This window comes from Providencia sp. PROV141, assembly GCF_028481645.1.
Lineage (GTDB): Bacteria > Pseudomonadota > Gammaproteobacteria > Enterobacterales > Enterobacteriaceae > Providencia > Providencia rettgeri.
In genome coordinates, this window is record NZ_JAMPPR010000014.1 from 22,492 (window position 1) to 40,445 (window position 17,954).

14 protein-coding genes and 2 tRNA genes are annotated in these 17,954 nt (G+C 38.5%); 7 read left to right on the forward strand and 9 right to left on the reverse strand.

Annotated elements, in window-relative coordinates; translation table 11 throughout:
• Positions 1-777 (forward strand): dimethyl sulfoxide reductase anchor subunit family protein, encoded by a 777-nt coding sequence (locus PSF09_RS08835; RefSeq protein ID WP_210839766.1) that lies wholly within the window; start codon positions 1-3, stop codon positions 775-777.
• Between the two features lie 150 nt (positions 778-927).
• The gene (locus PSF09_RS08840; protein WP_272664657.1) at positions 928-1,521 is read left to right on the forward strand and encodes a TorD/DmsD family molecular chaperone; all 594 of its coding nucleotides are present in this window, start codon (positions 928-930) and stop codon (positions 1,519-1,521) included.
• A 58-nt stretch (positions 1,522-1,579) separates the two neighbouring features.
• Here the strand turns inward: PSF09_RS08840 and PSF09_RS08845 are convergent, their stop codons facing one another.
• Positions 1,580-2,122 carry a DUF924 family protein gene (locus tag PSF09_RS08845; RefSeq protein WP_272664656.1) on the reverse strand — a complete coding sequence of 181 codons (543 nt, stop codon included), beginning with the start codon at positions 2,120-2,122 and terminating at the stop codon, positions 1,580-1,582.
• 402 nt (positions 2,123-2,524) lie between these two features.
• Between PSF09_RS08845 and PSF09_RS08850 the strand changes: the two genes are divergently transcribed.
• A complete protein-coding gene (locus PSF09_RS08850) occupies positions 2,525-2,794 on the forward strand; it encodes a hypothetical protein (RefSeq protein WP_210839778.1) in 270 nt (89 codons plus the stop codon).
• Positions 2,795-2,835: 41 nt separating this feature from the next.
• Here PSF09_RS08850 and PSF09_RS08855 read toward each other — a convergent pair whose 3' ends face one another.
• From PSF09_RS08855 to PSF09_RS08875, 5 genes are read right to left on the reverse strand one after another with little or no spacing between them, the layout of a single operon-like run.
• Positions 2,836-4,575, reverse strand: a complete 1,740-nt coding sequence (locus tag PSF09_RS08855; protein ID WP_272683783.1) for an acetyl/propionyl/methylcrotonyl-CoA carboxylase subunit alpha — start codon at positions 4,573-4,575, stop codon at positions 2,836-2,838.
• On the reverse strand, positions 4,562-6,166 hold the full coding sequence (locus tag PSF09_RS08860; protein WP_272683784.1) for an urea amidolyase family protein: 1,605 nt from the start codon (positions 6,164-6,166) through the stop codon (positions 4,562-4,564). Before PSF09_RS08860 ends, PSF09_RS08855 begins: the two co-directional genes overlap by 14 nt.
• A 9-nt stretch (positions 6,167-6,175) precedes the next feature.
• The gene (locus PSF09_RS08865; protein ID WP_272664653.1) at positions 6,176-6,982 is read right to left on the reverse strand and encodes a putative hydro-lyase; all 807 of its coding nucleotides are present in this window, start codon (positions 6,980-6,982) and stop codon (positions 6,176-6,178) included.
• Positions 6,979-7,758: a LamB/YcsF family protein gene (locus PSF09_RS08870; protein ID WP_272683785.1), complete on the reverse strand. Its 780-nt coding sequence runs from the start codon at positions 7,756-7,758 to the stop codon at positions 6,979-6,981. The genes PSF09_RS08865 and PSF09_RS08870 overlap by 4 nt, the downstream gene beginning before the upstream one ends.
• A gap of 14 nt (positions 7,759-7,772) precedes the next feature.
• On the reverse strand, positions 7,773-9,014 hold the full coding sequence (locus tag PSF09_RS08875; RefSeq protein ID WP_004912166.1) for an NRAMP family divalent metal transporter: 1,242 nt from the start codon (positions 9,012-9,014) through the stop codon (positions 7,773-7,775).
• 405 nt (positions 9,015-9,419) lie between these two features.
• Here PSF09_RS08875 and PSF09_RS08880 point away from each other — a divergent pair, with 405 nt between their 5' ends.
• Both PSF09_RS08880 and gltP read left to right on the forward strand, forming a co-directional pair.
• The gene (locus PSF09_RS08880) at positions 9,420-10,082 is read left to right on the forward strand and encodes a GntR family transcriptional regulator (protein WP_272664651.1); all 663 of its coding nucleotides are present in this window, start codon (positions 9,420-9,422) and stop codon (positions 10,080-10,082) included.
• A 564-nt stretch (positions 10,083-10,646) separates the two neighbouring features.
• Positions 10,647-11,954 carry a glutamate/aspartate:proton symporter GltP gene (gltP, locus tag PSF09_RS08885; RefSeq protein WP_272664650.1) on the forward strand — a complete coding sequence of 436 codons (1,308 nt, stop codon included), beginning with the start codon at positions 10,647-10,649 and terminating at the stop codon, positions 11,952-11,954.
• A gap of 538 nt (positions 11,955-12,492) precedes the next feature.
• On the opposite strand, the gene lpxL is transcribed toward gltP, so the two are convergent.
• The 3 genes from lpxL to PSF09_RS08900 all read right to left on the reverse strand — a co-directional run bounded on the left by lpxL (position 12,493) and on the right by PSF09_RS08900 (position 14,319).
• Entirely contained in the window at positions 12,493-13,416 is a 924-nt protein-coding gene (gene lpxL / locus PSF09_RS08890) for an LpxL/LpxP family Kdo(2)-lipid IV(A) lauroyl/palmitoleoyl acyltransferase (RefSeq protein ID WP_272664649.1), read from the reverse strand.
• A gap of 734 nt (positions 13,417-14,150) precedes the next feature.
• Positions 14,151-14,226 (reverse strand) — tRNA-Thr (locus PSF09_RS08895).
• 5 nt (positions 14,227-14,231) lie between these two features.
• Positions 14,232-14,319: transfer RNA gene (locus PSF09_RS08900), tRNA-Ser, on the reverse strand.
• Between the two features lie 214 nt (positions 14,320-14,533).
• Here PSF09_RS08900 and rcsD point away from each other — a divergent pair.
• Entirely contained in the window at positions 14,534-17,233 is a 2,700-nt protein-coding gene (gene rcsD, locus PSF09_RS08905) for a phosphotransferase RcsD (protein WP_272683786.1), read from the forward strand.
• A 1-nt stretch (position 17,234) separates the two neighbouring features.
• Positions 17,235-17,885: a response regulator transcription factor RcsB gene (gene rcsB, locus PSF09_RS08910; protein WP_004259923.1), complete on the forward strand. Its 651-nt coding sequence runs from the start codon at positions 17,235-17,237 to the stop codon at positions 17,883-17,885.
• The last annotated feature ends 69 nt before the right edge of the window (positions 17,886-17,954 follow it).

Consider the following 17,954-nt stretch of genomic DNA (forward strand, 5'->3'; position numbering starts at 1 on the left):
ATGCATGAATTACCACTCGTTTTTTTCACCGTCTTAGGACAGTCAGCTGCTGGGCTTTTCTTACTCGCTTATATCAGCCGTAGAATGGGTTCTATTGACGATAAACAGTTAAAAACTGCCAATATCGTAGCCTTTATTATTATGATAATAGGTTTAGGTATTGGTGGGTTGCACGTTGGCCAACCACTACGCTTTTTTAATATGCTATTGGGTGTAGGCCGTTCGCCAATGAGTAATGAAGCGTTCTTGAGTGGCGTTTTTGTTGGATGCGCTGCTGCAACGTTATTTTTTACTTTGTTTTTCAAACATACGTTATTACGTGAACTAGCTAATATTGCCGCGGTAGTGTCAGGACTTGCATTTGTTTGGTCAATACCTCAGGTATACAACATCGCCACTATTGCTAACTGGAACACCGGTTACACCACGCTACAAATGTGGATGACAATGTTAGTCGGAGGCGGTGCACTCGCCATTGCAATCGGTGCTCGTGGCCTAGGTATTGCTTCATTCTTAATGGGTACTTTCGCTATTTTTGCTAGCCGTGCTGGTTACCAAGCTTTCTTAACCGAAACTGGTCCAGCTCTTAGCAACGAACAAACTGGCTTCTGGGGCTTCCAAGTCGTTGTCTTAGCCATTGCTTTAGCTGCATTCGTTGGTATGGCGTTAAAGCACCGCGCGCCAAAAGCGACATTAGCGACTTGTGCTGCCGCAGTATTATTAGCTGAACTTGCTGGCCGTATCGCATTCTATAATCTGTGGCAAATCACCATGTAACCCTTTGTTGTTGCTGTGTTAAGATGACCTATCAAAGAACTCCTTTTGGGGTTCTTTGTTTAGAAACCCAACACCACCCTGCATCAATATAACTGCAGGAAATTAGATAATGATGTCATGCTTAGCACAAAATAAGACGGATAAAATAATATGATTGACACTACAATGATCCGCATCCTTGGTGCGTTTTTCTACTACCCTCCGCAATCGGATACTTTACGCAACGTCTACCCTGTCTTGGGTGAAATACCACAATTACATTCTTGGGAAAACCCTGAGCACATTCAGGCTATTTGTACTTTGTTGTCAAAAATACAACCTGATGATATTGCGTATGATTATTCAATTTTATTCGAAGGACAAGGCAGTATGCCTGCTCCGCCATGGGGCTCAGTGTATTTAGAACATGATAATACGGTTATGGGTGAGTCAACATCGGCTTATCGCCATTTCTTGCAAACGAAAGGCTTAGTCACTGATACAGGGCTACGGGAACCAGAAGACCAATTTGGCTTAATGATGATGGCCGTTTCTGCTTTAGCGGAACAAAAGGACGACAGCGCCATTATTACTTTATTTGAACAATATTTATTGCCTTGGGCATACCGCTATTTAGAGTTAGTGCAGCAAAGCAAAACAGAGACTGCTTTTTACCCTACCCTTGCACAACTCACTGAAATTTATCTTAAATCACTTCAATTGGAATTAGCGTTATCTCCAGTCAATACTGAATTATTCCGCTAAATAAAAGACTAAACCAAATGAGTTTATTAAACAAAATATGGGCTCATTTGGTTTCAACCTAAAAAGAAGAGTTTGGCTCTTGTAAAAATGCAATTTCTTCTTGTGTCGATGGACGGCCTAAAATTTCATTACGGTGCGGATAGCGGCCAAATTTATCAATAATCGCTTTATGTCGCATTTCAAAATCTAATGTGCCGTCGTCACCCAGCATGCGAAATAGCTCAACTGCCTGTAAATGAATAAAACTCGATTCAGAGTGCATAAATGGCATTAGAACAAACTTGCGCTGTGATAATGTCAGGAGATTATAATCATGTTGCTTAATCGCCTCTTGTGCTAATGCTAAAGCCATTGTGTCTTGAGCAAAAGACCTTGGCGTATCACGCCATAAATTACGTGAAAACTGGTCTAGAACAATAATTTCTGCTAAGCGTCCACGAATAGATGCCCGCCAATAAGCTAATTCTCCCTTAGCTGCACGTTCGCAAATATGCGCAAACCGTTGTGCTATCGTCAAATCAAATTTAGCGCTTTTTTCAAACCATTGTTTTGGTGTCGATTCCTCAAACCAAAATGAAAGCACTTCTTCCATGGCATTCATGATTTATTCCTATCTATTTTCTTATTAGTGGTTGTCATAATCCTAGTTAAAAATAGCCTTAATTGACAGGCTTGAGCTCTAATATCGGTTAATTGCAGATAATTATTTTGTTTTTTGCGATCTAACACCAAAAAAACACTCATTATCGACAAGGTAATTTTAACAATATTCCGCGTTATTTATTATTAAATCATTTATTTTCTATTTATAATAATTCACAACTTTTTAATTTATAAAGATTTGCTTTTTAGTGTGCATGAGAGAATTCATCATGCCTAAATACATACATTTGGTTAACTCAATGTTAGAATTTAACCTATAATGCGTATGTGAATTAGATAGTTACTTACAGTCATTACTTTCAGCGGTTCATATTGGTTCTTATTAAGGAAGGCAATGTAAATGGCAGGACATATGGTACTCATTGGTTGGGCATTATGGGTTAGCCCTTGTGGCACAGATTCATGTGATGCGTTACCAGTGACTGAAACTATTTTTACACAAGAACAATGTATTAGCCGAAAAAACTACCTAGAATCCAAGCGACCGAACCTCTATTTTCTCTGTGGTGAGGTTTATCGCGATAGCAATGAGATGACCGCTGAAGAGAAACATGCCATACCCGCACCGCATCTCCCTCTCAGAACATTGCCAGAAAGGCTTTCCCGTTAGTTTGAGCTAACGCCTTTAGCTCAAACTAAACAGGCTCCAAATTAAATAATTTCAGCTATCGGGCTATCTGCTTCAACAAAATCCCCTTTAATAGCTCCGTGTTTCAATGTTCCGGCTCGGTGTGCAACAATTTGCACTTCCATTTTCATTGCTTCCATTACACCGATTACATCCCCTTTTGAAACATTATTTCCCTGAGGGATCAGCCAATTAAATAATATCCCAGAGATGGGGGCATTGACCGCATCAGGATTGTGAACTTTCTGAGGCGCAGAATGGGCTGCTACGGAGTTATTACCTGAAAAACGAGAAAACAATTGAGTGGGTAAACCTAACTCGCAACGCTTTCCATCGATTTCAATGAAAGTCCGTGTTATCTCAGGATCCGATAATGGAATTTGCCGTTTTGCCGGTGGAATTTCCACATTAAATTCCGTCTCTATCCAACGCGTATGTACACTAAAATTATCACAAAAATCAGCTTGTTCTATTACTGCACGGTGGAATGGTAAAACTGATGCAACGCCTTCAATAGTAAATTCAGCCAATGCACGGCGTGCACGCGAAATAGCTTGCTCTCGAGTACGACCCACCACAATTAATTTCGCCATTAACGAATCAAAAGTGCCCGGTATTGTTGTTCCAGCCATTACACCACTGTCAACACGCACTCCTGGCCCCGATGGTGCATCAAAAACGGTAATAGTGCCGGGGGTCGGTAAAAACCCGTTTCCAGCATCTTCAGCATTAATACGAAATTCAAAAGCATGCCCTCGTGGGATCGGCATCTCCTTAATACTTAAAGGTAAGCCTTCTGCAATTCGTAACTGCTCAATTACTAAGTCAATACCTGCGGTTTCCTCTGTGACTGGGTGCTCAACTTGTAAGCGCGTGTTCACTTCTAGAAATGACAGTGTTCCATCTTGGCTTAACAAAAATTCAACGGTTCCTGCTCCAACATAACCTGCTTTACGGCAAATATCGGTAGAGGCTTGAATAATTTGTTGTTGTTGGCTTTCGGATAAAAAAGGCGCTGGCGACTCTTCGACCAGTTTTTGATTACGACGCTGCAATGAACAGTCACGAGTTCCCACTACCAGCACATTGCCATGCGTATCCGCAATAACTTGTGCTTCAATGTGCCGAGGGTTGTGTAAGAATTGTTCAATAAAGCATTCACCACGGCCAAATGCCGCGGTCGCTTCACGTACAGCCGAATGATAAAGTTCTTCAACTTCATGGAGTTTCCAAGCGACTTTTAACCCTCTACCTCCACCACCAAACGCAGCCTTAATGGCAATAGGTAAACCATGTTGATGGGCAAATTCGAGGACTTCCTGTGCGCTATTCACCGGGTCTTTTGTGCCAACCACTAGCGGTGCGCCGACCTGCATTGCAATATGACGAGCCTGAACCTTATCTCCTAATATATCAATACTGTTTGCGCTAGGCCCAATCCAGATTAACCCGGCGGCTTCAACTGCACGTGCAAACTCAGCCCGTTCAGATAAAAAACCATATCCTGGATGCACCATCGTCGAACCCGATTGCTGAGCGAGACTAATCAGCTTTTCAATATTCAAATAGCTCTCTGTGGGGGAATTTCCTCCAAGCCCGTAGGCTTCATCCGCCATTTTGACGTGGAGTGCATCAATATCGCTATCCGCATAAACGGCAACAGACTGAAAACCGTAATCACGACATGCACGGATAATACGAACTGCGATTTCGCCTCGATTTGCAATCAATACTTTATGGTTTTTGTTATTATTCATTTTCATAAGCACAATGGCTCCCTTGCAATGCTTTAAATTCACTCAGTGGATTAAAACGTATTTTGGCATTCACCGGGATTTGTCCTGCTAAATCCAAATGGTATTCACATACCGCGCCAATAACGGGATAACCGCCAGTTAAAGGATGGTCGTTGAGAAACAAAACAGGCTGGCCATTTGCTGGCACTTGAATAGCGCCAATGCAAGTCCCTTCACTCGGTAGCTCCTGTAGTTGTTCACGCTCTAACGGTTTTTCACTCAATAAGCGCAGGCCTATACGGTTTGATGACGCAGTGACTTGCCATAATTGATTCGTTAGTTGCTCAACGGCTTGTTTTGTAAACCAATCCGTTCGAGGCCCTAATACCACATCCAAAACCACTACGTCGCTTTCAGCGGGATAATCAAAAGCAGGTGTTTCACACAATGAAACAGCTAATGGAGACGAATGGGTATTAACCGTTAATGTTTGACCTGCTGTAATTGGGGTTGGACCAACTTGCGCTAATGTATCAAACGAGCAACTCGATAAAATAGGTTCTATGTTAAAACCACCCCGCACAGCAAAATAGCTACGTACACCTTTGTTCGGCCGGCTTAATTTAATGGTATCGCCTTTTGCTAAATGAATCGGTTGATAAGTATTAACTTGGTATTGTTCGTGTTCTGCCGTGATAATATCAATAACACAAGGCGCGCCAGTCACTGCAACAATGAGATCTTTGTGCGCTTGAGCCTTAAACCCACCTTGTGTTATCTCTAAAACGGCGGTGTCTGATTCATTTCCTACAATGCGGTTTGCACTACGCAATGCTGATTTATCCATACTGCCTGATTCTGAAATACCCAATGCCGATTGGCCAATACGCCCTAAATCTTGAAATAAAACCTGTAGTCCCGTCGCTAAAACGGTTAAATCAGCAGCCACATTCTCAGGTTTAATTTCAATTTCTTCTTTAGTTGGCATGCTATAGCTAATCTGGCTTTTCGCTGCATCAACAAAGTTGACCCGCGTTCCTGCCTGAACTAACGCGGGCTCAGATCGATTGATATCCCACATTAATAGTTCAGTCACACCAATCAACTGCCATCCGCCAGGGCTAGCTTGTGGATAGACACTGCTAAACTCTCCCGCTAATGCAACAGACCCCGCAGGAATACGTACCCTTGGTGATTGACGCCTTGGAACATCCAAATTAGCGCCTTTCGAAACCATGTAACCAAAACCTGGGGCAAAACCGCTAAATGCAACCTGAAATTCATTTTCTGTATGACGACGTATAACTTCAGCGATGGATATACCTAAATGCAGTGCAACATCGGATAAATCTTCCCCATTATAATGAACAGGGATAGTAACTAATTTGCTAGCCTTGCCGACGATCCTTGATACATCCCTAAGCGAGATTTTTTCAACCAAATCATTTATATCAATCTTGATCGGGTTATAGCGAATTAAAATCGTCCTTGCTGCTGGTGTAATTTCGTCAATCCCATAAATTGGCATTTCTGTTAAGGAATCAGTCAATGCCATTGTTTGTTCAAGACTTTCTAACTCCACCATAAAGGCACTTAAATTGACGGGTAAAAATCTCAATTGGCACCTCTATATATGATATGCGGCATCAGGTACATCCGTAATAAACATGTAACCAGGTGCATGGCTTAATGCGAAAGGAACCCCTGATTTCATCACTGCCGCTTGAGGCGTTACGCCACAAGCCCAAAAAACGGGAATTTCACCCTCTTCGATGCGAACCGCATCACCAAAGTCAGGTTGCATGATGTCAACAATACCTAATTGTTCTGGCGCACCAATATGAACAGGCGTGCCATGCACTGCAGGAAACCTGCCAGTAATACTCACGGCATCCGCCACTCGATTTGCGGGTATTGGTCGCATTGAAACTACTAGCTCCCCCTGTAAACGCCCTGCTGGGCGACAAAGGCGATTGGTTTTATACATCGGAACATTGGATTTATCGGTGATATGCCGTACATCAATACCGGCTTCAATCATTGGTGTTTCGAAAGTAAAACTGCAACCAATTAAAAAAGTCACTAAATCAGGATGTTGCTGGTAAATCGCTGTCGCATCCGTAATTTCAGTGGTTAACTGACCATTTTCCCACACACGGTAACGTGGAATATCAGTACGTAAATCAGCACCTTCAGCCAAAACAGTTTGCCAACTCCCTGCTTCGCATACATCCAAAACAGGGCAGCTCTTTGGATTACGCTGAGCATATAATAAAAAGTCAAATGCCCAATCACGTGGCAATGCAATCATATTGGCTTGAGTCATACCCGGTGCAAGGCCTGCGGTTGGTTTGTCATACCCCTCGCGGATAGCAAGGCGGGCAAGACGAGCGGCTTCAATGGCCTGCAGTGATGCCTTCATTAGCTGTGTCATTCGCGGTCTCCTTTATGAGCAAAACCATAAATTTCAATACCTTGTTTCTCTAGTATGCTACGCACCTGTTTTGCCATTTCAAGAGCGCCAGGGCTATCGCCATGAACACAAATTGACCCCGCGTCAACAGGTGTAAATTTTCCATCAATTGACATTACACCGCCCTCCATGACCAGTTGTAACATGCGGTCTGCGACTATCTGTGGGTCATGTAATACAGAGCCGGCTAATTTTCGAGATACTAATGTGCCATCGCTGTTATAAGCTCTATCAGCAAAAGCTTCTGCAACGACATTTAAGCCACACTCTCTCGCCCACTCAATTAATGGAGATCCCGCTAATGCGACTAATATCAGTTGCTTATCAATGGCTAATATCGCATCAATCACCGCCATTGCTTGGCGTTTATCATGAGCAATCGTGTTATACAGTGCGCCATGAGGTTTAACATATAAAACTTGTGTCCCTGCTGCGGTTGCTAACCCTTGTAATGCACCAATTTGATAAATCACGTCCGCTGTTAATTCATTTGATGCAATATCCATATTACGTCGACCAAATCCCACTAAGTCGGGATAACCAACATGAGCACCAACAGCAACACCATTTTCCTTCGCTGCTTTAAGGGTTTTTAATATCCCTTCTGGCGAACCTGCATGAAAACCGCAGGCAATATTGGCACTACTAACAACAGGAAGAATGGCGGTATCATTCCCCATTTCCCATTGCCCAAAACTCTCCCCAAGGTCGCTATTTAAATCAATTTGCTTTCTCATGGCTTCTCCTTGAGTTATTTCAGATAATTAAAGATTGCACCGACAGACATTGCGCCCATATACCAAGTGAGTGCACACGTCACAACACCAGACCATAATAGCCAACGTGGATAATGGTAACCTGACATTAAATCTGAGCGTTTCCAGCCGATATAAACAAATAAAGTTAAACCAATAGGTAAAATTAGCCCATTGAAGCCACCGGCAAAAACCAATAATGCCGCAGGGGCTGTTCCCATAAATAAATAGACAATCAGAGAAACTGCAATGAATATGATAGTTGCGACATTACGTTGCCTTTCTGTGATAGAAGACTTAAATGCCGTTAAGAAGCTCATTGAGGTATACGCCGCACCAATCACACTGGTGAGTGCAGCAGCCCATAGAATTAAACCGAAGATACGTAAACCAAAATTGCCCGCAGCTGCCTGAAATGCTTGCGATGCCGGGTTAGCTGCATGTCCAGAAATATCAATAGTCACACCACTTGCCACTACACCTAAGATAGCCAAAAATAAAATGTAGCGCATCAAACCAACAACTAAGATACCTTTTGTCGCAGCGCTAGAAACAACTTTAATGTTTTCAATACCTACTGCGCCTTTATCCAATAAACGATGAGCGCCTGCATAACAGATATACCCCCCAACAGTGCCCCCAACAATGGTGGTTATCATGGCAAAATCAACCGTGTCAGGTAGTACGCTTTGGCGTAATGCCTCACCAACAGGCGGATTTGATGCAATAGCGACAAATAACGTTAAGCCAATCATCACTACACCTAATCCAATAATTAACCTATCAATAAATGTGCTGGCCTTACGGGAGGAAAAAATATAAATGGCTAATAGTGCGCTAATCAAACCACCCCATTTCGGGTCTAAGCCAACTAAGGCATTAAGCCCTAACCCTGCGCCTGCAATATTGCCAATATTAAAGATTAACCCGCCAAAAATAACTAATATAGCGAGTAAATAACCACTCCCAGGAATTGTAGCATTTGCAATTTCGGATGAGTGCATTTTAGTCAGGGTAACAACCCGCCATATGTTCTGCTGAACAATGAAGTCAATCACAATAGACGCTAATATCCCGAAGGCAAAAGCGGCTCCTAATGTCACGGTAAAAGTAGCCGTTTGTGTGATAAACCCAGGCCCGATGGCAGAGGTTGCCATTAAAAAAATTGCGCTTATCAGTGATGAACGGCGGCTTTTCACATATTCAGCCGTAGTTGGTGCACTTTCTTGAGCGGCCATGTGCATACTCCTCTAATAGTTATTGTTTTAATTATTGATGTAGTTGTTGATGTCACAATCACTAAGGCAATTATCGTGCCATTGTTCTACTTGTTATCTATATTGTTAATTCATCTTTAATGGATTGTTGAACAATTAGTATTAAATGATGAATAAATAATCAATAAAAATCGTAATTGCTCGTTTAAAAATCAAGACGAGATCACTTTTTTAACAATTTTCACTGCACAAGCATATTGCTTATCGACTAGTTCGCACCAAGTTGGTGCGATAAATTTATAATTTCACTATTTTTGTGCAAATATATGAAATGGGATGAGTAAAAAAGAAAGGAAACTTGCTGCTATAACTTGAATATGTGAATATAACGAATTATTACCCTTGAGACTAAAGTTAGCCTTTATTATGAAAAAACAACCTGTTGCACAAACTTTATCTGTCACTATTGCAGAAGTGATACGTTATAAGATAACCGTTGGGGAGATCACGCCGGGTCAGCGCTTATCTGAAACAACATTAAGTGAAGAACTCGATATCTCTCGAAACACATTGCGAGAAGTATTTCGCGTACTTACGCAGGAGGGTTTATTAACTTATGCCCCAAATAAGGGTGTATTTGTCTCAGTTCCTGATATGGCCGCCATTATCGATATCTACCAAGTTCGCCGACTTATTGAGTGTGATGCATTAACTCATGCATATGCCTTGCATCCATCTGTTCATAAAATGAAAGAGGCTGTTCAAGAAGCTCATGAGCATGAAAAGATAGAGAATTGGGTAGGTGTAGGTACTGCAAATATGAAATTTCATACTGCCATTGTCGAGTTATCCGACAGCGAACGTTTAATTAAATTATACCGTAATGTGTCCGCTGAATTACGACTGGCCTTTGGTCACCTCAATGACCCCAAAATTTTGTATGCTCCCTATATTGATAAAAACCACTCTATTCTTAATTTATTAGATTCTGGCCAAAATTTAGAGGCGGCTAATATGTTGCGGGATTACTTAGACCTTTCTGAACGCACATTACTCGCTGCACTTAAACGGAAACAATCTGCTCTTTGAGTTATTTGAAGTTTGATTTGTCTATTATTTAATTCCTCTATTCCTTACTAATCTCATTACATAAATTTTAGTGAGAAGTCATTTATAGTAATGACTTTTATATTTTAATAATACCTCATTATTTAGCCATAATTTTATTAGATTAAATTCAATTTTTGTTAACCAATTAAATAGAATGATTTAAACATAAAATCACATTCAGAAACCTTTCCAATAAAAATAAAACTTTCAGTGGCTATTTTTTACTCTATTTAGTTTTATCGGCGAAAAACAAGCACCACAAAAAACCATTTCATTAACAATTTTAAAACATTTACTCCATTTACTTTAAATATTAATTTACCTTCAAAATCCACCAAAAATTCACATATACACATAATATTTAACATAAAAAGTTATTATCACCCTATAATTTAACAAAATAAACATATTGATATAAATTACACATTGTAATTACTCAAATTTATCGAGTTAATAGTTGTAGTTTTCTCGAATATTCGATATAAAATTTATGAAAATAAAAAGACATACATAAAAATTATTAATATAAAATGAGATTTCATTATGACATTAAACCAAGTGACTAAAAAAAAACCGTTTAAATTTGGCCTAGGATGGCAAATATTGGTTGCTCTTATTTTGGGCGTTATTGCTGGTGCGCTTTTACATGATAATACAGAGTACAAAGATTGGTTGATTTTAAATATTCTTTCTCCGGCTGGAAAAATATTTATTCAGTTAATCAAAATGATTGTTGTTCCTATTGTAATATCGACCCTAATTGTTGGAATAGCAGGAGTTGGTAATACCAAACAACTAGGTTCTCTCGGTTTTAAAACTATCCTTTATTTTGAAATTATTACTACAATTGCCATTATCGTCGGTATCTCTTTTGCCAATATATTCCAACCAGGTGTTGGTATTGACATGTCGCAATTAACTCAAGTCGATATTTCACAATATGAAAAGACCACTCAAGAAGTTGAAAGTCATCCTTCTGGGATCATTAATACGATCCTCACTTTAGTCCCAAGTAATATTTTCGCAGCGATGGCGAGTGGTGATATGCTACCCGTCATCTTTTTTGCTGTATTATTTGGCTTAGGGCTTTCTTCTTTACCTGCTGAAAAAAAACAACCATTGCTCAATGTATTACAAACTTTCTCTGAAACAATGTTCCGCGTAACAAACATGATTATGATGTATGCTCCAATCGGAGTTTTCGCATTAATATCCGTTACCGTTGCTAACTTTGGTTTCTCATCATTAGTTCCTTTATTGAAACTGGTTATACTCGTCCACTGTGCAATTATATTTTTTGCGGTTGTTGTATTAGGATTAGTTGCCCGTTATTGTCGAATAAATATTTTCACTTTAATGAAAATATTGAAAGATGAATTATTACTCGCTTATTCGACAGCCAGTTCTGAAACCGTACTTCCTCGTATTATGGATAAAATGGAAAAATATGGGGCGCCTAAGTCTGTAACAAGCTTTGTTATTCCAATTGGTTATTCATTTAACTTAGATGGCTCGACACTATACCAAAGTATTGCCGCTATTTTTATAGCCCAACTTTATGGTATCGAACTCTCCATTGGGCAAGAACTTATCTTAGTATTTACCCTTATGATCACATCTAAAGGTATTGCTGGTGTCCCAGGTGTTTCATTTGTTGTTCTTCTTGCCACGCTAGGAAGTGTAGGTATTCCATTAGAAGGGTTAGCCTTCATCGCAGGTGTTGACAGAATTCTAGATATGGCACGTACGGCACTTAATGTGGTAGGTAATGCCCTAGCTGCTCTAGTTATTGCCAAATGGGAACATAACTATGACGATAAAAAAGCTCGAGAATATGAAAAAAGTTTTTAGTTTATTCTAAAGTAACTCTATAATAGAATTGCCTTCGATTAATATCGTTATTGAAGGTGGTTCTATTTTTCTCAGTAAATATCCAATTGTTTTGTTATTTTTAGCTTTTATTTATTTAGTTATTTTTACTTATTAGGTGTAATCTACTTCACGTTTTTTTATTATTTCTGATAAAAATTGGTATTTTATAATTAGCGTTACTACACTGAATAAGACTTTTAATTAGCTGCACTTTTTGTTAGCCAAAGCAGGAAACAATGAATCAAATAAGAAGATTTCTTTTGTTTTTAAAAGTACTCCAACACCTAATGGTAATTTTTATATTTTCATTATCATATTTTATGCTACACAGCTGGTTCTAACGAAAAACCCCTTACTAAACAATACAATAATTTATGATTAAAACGAGATAAAACATTCATTTATCTCGTTTTATATTATGAATCTAAAAGAACTATAATACAAAAGAGTTATCAGTAGAAAGCCAACTAATTCCTTTTAATTACGATTGCCTTTACTGCTATAGATAAATATAAGGCTAACTATAAAGTGACACTTCCCCTTCCGGCCTAGTTTTAAACCGTCGGTGAGCCCAAAGATATTGTTCTGGCGCTTTCATAATTTCCGTCTCTAAAACCGCGTTAATTACTGTTGCATCCTGTAATGCATTACAACTTGGGTACCCAGATATTTCTTTTCCCAGTATCAAATCATAATTAACACCGCTCTTATTTCTCAATAATGTTACTGTGAGTGTCGGTGATTTAGATAATTGAGCAAGTATTGATGTTCCCTTTGAAGTGGAACTATTTTTGACAGAAAAAAATGGCGCAAATATCGTCCCTTTTCGTCCAAAATCTTGGTCGGGTGCGAACCATATGGACTTACCATTTTTTAACTCTTGAACCATAAATTTCAAATTTTTACGGTCAATCATTCCTTTACCAGAACGACACCGTCCCTTTGTTTGAATATACTCCATCGCTTTATTATTATGCGGCCGATACATTGCATTAACAGGGAAACAAAGGCCCATAATCCGGCCACCTAACTCAAGTGACATAAAATGAACCCCAACAATTATCACACCTTTGCTTTTCGCTATCGCATCTAAATAATTAGACATTCCTTTTACTTGAAAGAGCTTTTTAACTCTTTTATCACTCCAAAACCAGGCAATTCCAGTCTCAAATAAAGCGATCCCCAAAGATTTTAGATTATCATTTACCAGAATATCTATTTCATTTTTATTTTTGTCCGGAAAACATAACTCTAAATTTCGTTTAATTATTGATACTCTTCTTTTAATAAAATACCGTGAATTGATGCCTAAAAAAGCACCTAACGATATCTGCCATTTATAAGGTAATTGAACCAATAAAAATAAGATAAAAACCCCCATCCATGTGACTAAGTACTTCGGATGGACCAATTTCAGTGAAAATGGGTTTTTGGCGTACATTATATCTCCCAATACTTCGCCTTTGCAGAATGCACGCTATTTTAGACAATATTTAGTCTTTTAAATTCAACATGATTACTACAACAAAATGGGTTTTCACCCACAACTAGCTGAATATCCTTAAAATTCACCTTCTACTTAAGTAGATAACGGTCGGATAACCTTTTCAAAACTATTAAGCAATATTTGATTTTTAGTATGCTAATTAACCAGAAGTTCTGTCGGGTTTCTTTTTCCTCTTCAGAACGATACGCCGGTTAAACTAAAAACGTAATCACTTAAACAGTAATGAACTGACAAAATTATCACATATATGGGTTAATTAATCTCATTATTAATATGCATTTTTGTCATTTTACGGATTATTTTGCTTATATTTGTCAATTTAGTCGCTATTCTTAGCAACTTCATGCCACCAACCATAGACTACTATGGGAAAAATAAGCATCAGTAAATTAGCCTAAGATTGTAGTCACTTATAGAGTGGATAGCTCCTCCTCTCATAGGAATGCTACAAGCACCTCTCACCATTCTCCTCACCAATTCTGCCGTTAACCCGAATATCCATCTGAGATTTTAATCTCATCTCAGCCATATCTACTTTCTCATTGTTTTAAAATCATTTGAGTGGTGATGTTCTCAATGTGTTTATTAACAACTAGAAGGGGTAAAGTGACATGAATTATAAGCAAGAAAAAACCCGCTACATCTATGAAATGTAACGGGTTCTTATTTGGTGCCGGCTACCGGAGTCGAACTGGTGACCTACTGATTACAAGTCAGTTGCTCTACCAACTGAGCTAAGCCGGCGAATATGGCGGAGAGATAGAGATTCGAACTCTAGGATGGTTTCCCATCGGCGGTTTTCAAGACCGCTGCCTTCGACCGCTCGGCCATCTCTCCATGGGGCGCGATTATGGAGGAATCCCTGCAACTTGTCTACCCCTGAAAGTAAAAAAATTGATTTTTTTACTTCGTTTGGCTAATCTTCACTCAATCTCTCTCTCTTTCCCAAGAAAAATGGTAATATCTGTGCAAAATCGGTGTCTATCCTTTCTCTAGGCGTATGATTTTTAATCTAATAATATTTTAGCCGACGGGACGACTTGCTACAATTATGTACAAACAATCATTATTAAAGCCAAACACTCTTTTCCGTATTTTCGCAGCATTTATTCTGTTGCTAATAGTGATGCTTTTTTTATCACTATTTAACTACTATCAAGCATTGGTTCAAAGCCGTCAGACAAGTTTGAACAGTATGGCGAGTCGATTAGCCTATCAAATCGAAGATTATCGTTATCAAGCAAGCCATATCTATAAAATTGCCAATGACAAAGCATCGGTTCCTCCTACCGATAATCTCGCAGTAACAGGAATGCGCCATGATATTTTTTGGCTTAGTAGCGCCAACCAATCCATCGATGCCATTGTATTTGGTAATAATAAGCAAACTAGTAATGTTTTAGCTTCTAAACTTGCAAATTATATGGAGATTGTCTGGGGAGCTCGTAATGAATATAACTCCATGTATTATCTCAATGGTTTAGACAATACACTAGTCTTAGTGACCACCCATTCAATTCTTAAACCTGAGCTACGATTTAAAGAAAGTTACCTCACCTTGACGGCAGAAGAAAAGCGCGCTGATATGTTGACACAATCAACATTGTTAGATCGACGGGAAATAATTTCAAATATTCAAAAATACTCCCCTGATAACCTTTATTACTATACTTATCGGCTGATGTTTAATTCCCCAGGGCAGTTAACGAGCGTGATATCCTTTGATATCTCGATCAATTCACTGATCCCCCCCAATTTAAATGGGGATTTTTTTACCATTAATACACGCCCTGCAAGCACAGGAAGCAATGAGTCTCATACAACTTGGGTTGGAACTAACCTCATTTTCTCCCACCCTATTGACGGTACCAGTTATCAACTTTATTACCATGTTTCATTAAAAAGCATTATTTTTAATGTCATTAGCTATAACTTATGGCTAATGACTGGCATGCTTATCATGATCTTCTTTGCTTTGCTGATTATGCTCTTTATCCGTAAACGCCTGATTTCTCCCAATACAAATATGCTGCAAGAACTGAATTTTAATGAAGCACTGACTAGCGATATTATCAGCCATATTTCGTACGGTATTTTAGTTTACGACTTTAACACTAACAAAAAAATTCTGAGCAATGACATTGCTAATCAATTATTACCTTCCATGGATCTGGTTCACATTAAAGAAATGGCGATGGAAAACCATGATGTTATTCAAGTTTCTATCGAAAATATTGTCTATGAAGTTGTTCTTGTCAATAACATATCAAAACCCAATACTGTTCTTTTCATTATTATAGATAAAGATAAAGAAGCATTAACCCAAAAACGCCAAGAATTAGCGAATCGCGAATACAAAAAAAATATTCATATGCGTAAAGTTGTATTTGAGAATATGTGTAGTGAAATATTACCTTCACTCATTAAAGTAGATGACAAACTAACCAGATTATCCGAAATTTCCAATATAAATAATCGCGCATTTATTTTAGAAATTGAAAATCAGCTTTTTCATATTAATCGTTGGTTTAAAAATATTAACTTATTAAATCAACTTGAGTCCCAAGCTGACCCCGTAAAAACAGAGCACGTCTCTATCAGTAACCTTGTAAGCCAATTTTTAAAGCAAAACTTATCGCAGTGTAATAACAAAGGGTTAGCGCTTTATTTTCATAATAATCTCAACCCAGATTCACTTATCGTGGCTAATCTGGATTATTTAAAGCAATTAATACAGCTAATTTGGGATTATTCTATTGCAACAACCTCTTTTGGAAAAATTTCATTCACGTTATCTTATGATGCCAGTAAAAATGTCATCTTACTGAATATTAAAGACAGTGGAACTGGCGTAAGCAATCAAGAACTGAGTAATTTGCAAAGCCCCTTTACTGGACAGATTTTAAACTCCTCTAACTTTACTCGTTCCGGTATAACATTTTATTTATGCAAGTTACTGGTAAAAAAAATGAATGGCGCTTTTTCTATTCGCTCTAGTGATGCAATCGGCACGCATTATGAAATTACACTTCCTGCTGCTAAAGAGCTACTCGTCAAGAATTACCCTGCTTTATTGGAAGATATTTGTATACGCTTAAATATACATAATGCCGATATCTCACGGATTGTTAGGAATATATTAACTAATTATGGAGCAGAATATTTGGACTTAAGTGAGAGTTCCCCTCACACCAACTGGGACCTCTTGATAACTGATAATAATGAGGAATATTTTGAAAATATTGTTAAAGTAAATGGTACTCTTTCAGGAATAAACCAATTACAACCTCATTACATCGAAGCTAACTATAATTTTGCTGATGAATTAATTGATGCCATCTCATTACTGATCGAAAACACGGATCATGAACATGAGCATTCTAATAATTTGATTTCTCACAATGTTGATGCTCAAACGGTTTCACGAACCTCGAATGAGTCAATAGAAGATGCAATTGCAAGTTATCAATTAATACTAGCAAATAGTGGATATCGAGATTTGTTTATCACAACAGTACCGATAGATATTAATAAACTGTATAATAGTGAAAGTGTTGAGGATTTGACCGAATTAAAAAACACTGCACATCGTTTAAAAGGAGTTTTTGCTATGCTCGAATTTACTTTTCTTCATAAGCTTTGTGAAGATTTGGAGCGTTTCATAGCAGATGAAAACGGATTGGAAATAAAAAATTGCATTAGCATGCTGGATAATTCAGTCAAAAAACTAATGCCAGAAGGTAACCAATAATATGAATAACCTAAATGTCATTGTTGCCGATGATCACCCTATCGTTCTTTTCGGCATCAGAAAATCACTTGAACAAATTGAATGGGTGAATATCGTAGGGGAATTTGAGGACTCAACCTCTTTGATTAATAACTTAGCACGCTTAAATGCAGACGTGCTAGTTACTGATTTATCAATGCCAGGTGATAAATATGGCGATGGTATTACTTTAATCAAATACATCAAACGGCATTATCCTGATCTATCAATCATTGTTCTCACAATGAACAATAACCCAGCCATTCTTAGCGCAATATTAGAGCTGGATATCGAAGGAATTGTGTTAAAACAAGGCGCTCCAGCTGATTTACCTAAAGCTTTAGCAGCTTTACAGAAAGGCAAAAAATTCACACCAGAAAGTGTGAGTAAGCTACTGGAAAAAGTCAATGCAAGCGGCTACGGCGATAAACGCTTATCACCAAAAGAAAGTGAAGTACTACGTTTATTTGCTGAAGGCTTTTTAGTCACTGAAATTGCGAAAAAACTTAACCGTAGCATAAAAACGATCAGTAGCCAGAAAAAATCAGCCATGCTGAAATTAGGCGTTGAAAATGATATTGCGCTACTAAATTACCTTTCTTCTGTGAGTATTGATAACTCGCCTTCAGAGTGAGCTTCACTTCAACGATAAGACTACACAAATAAAAACCCAGTTATGGGTTTTTATTTTTGCATTCATCTT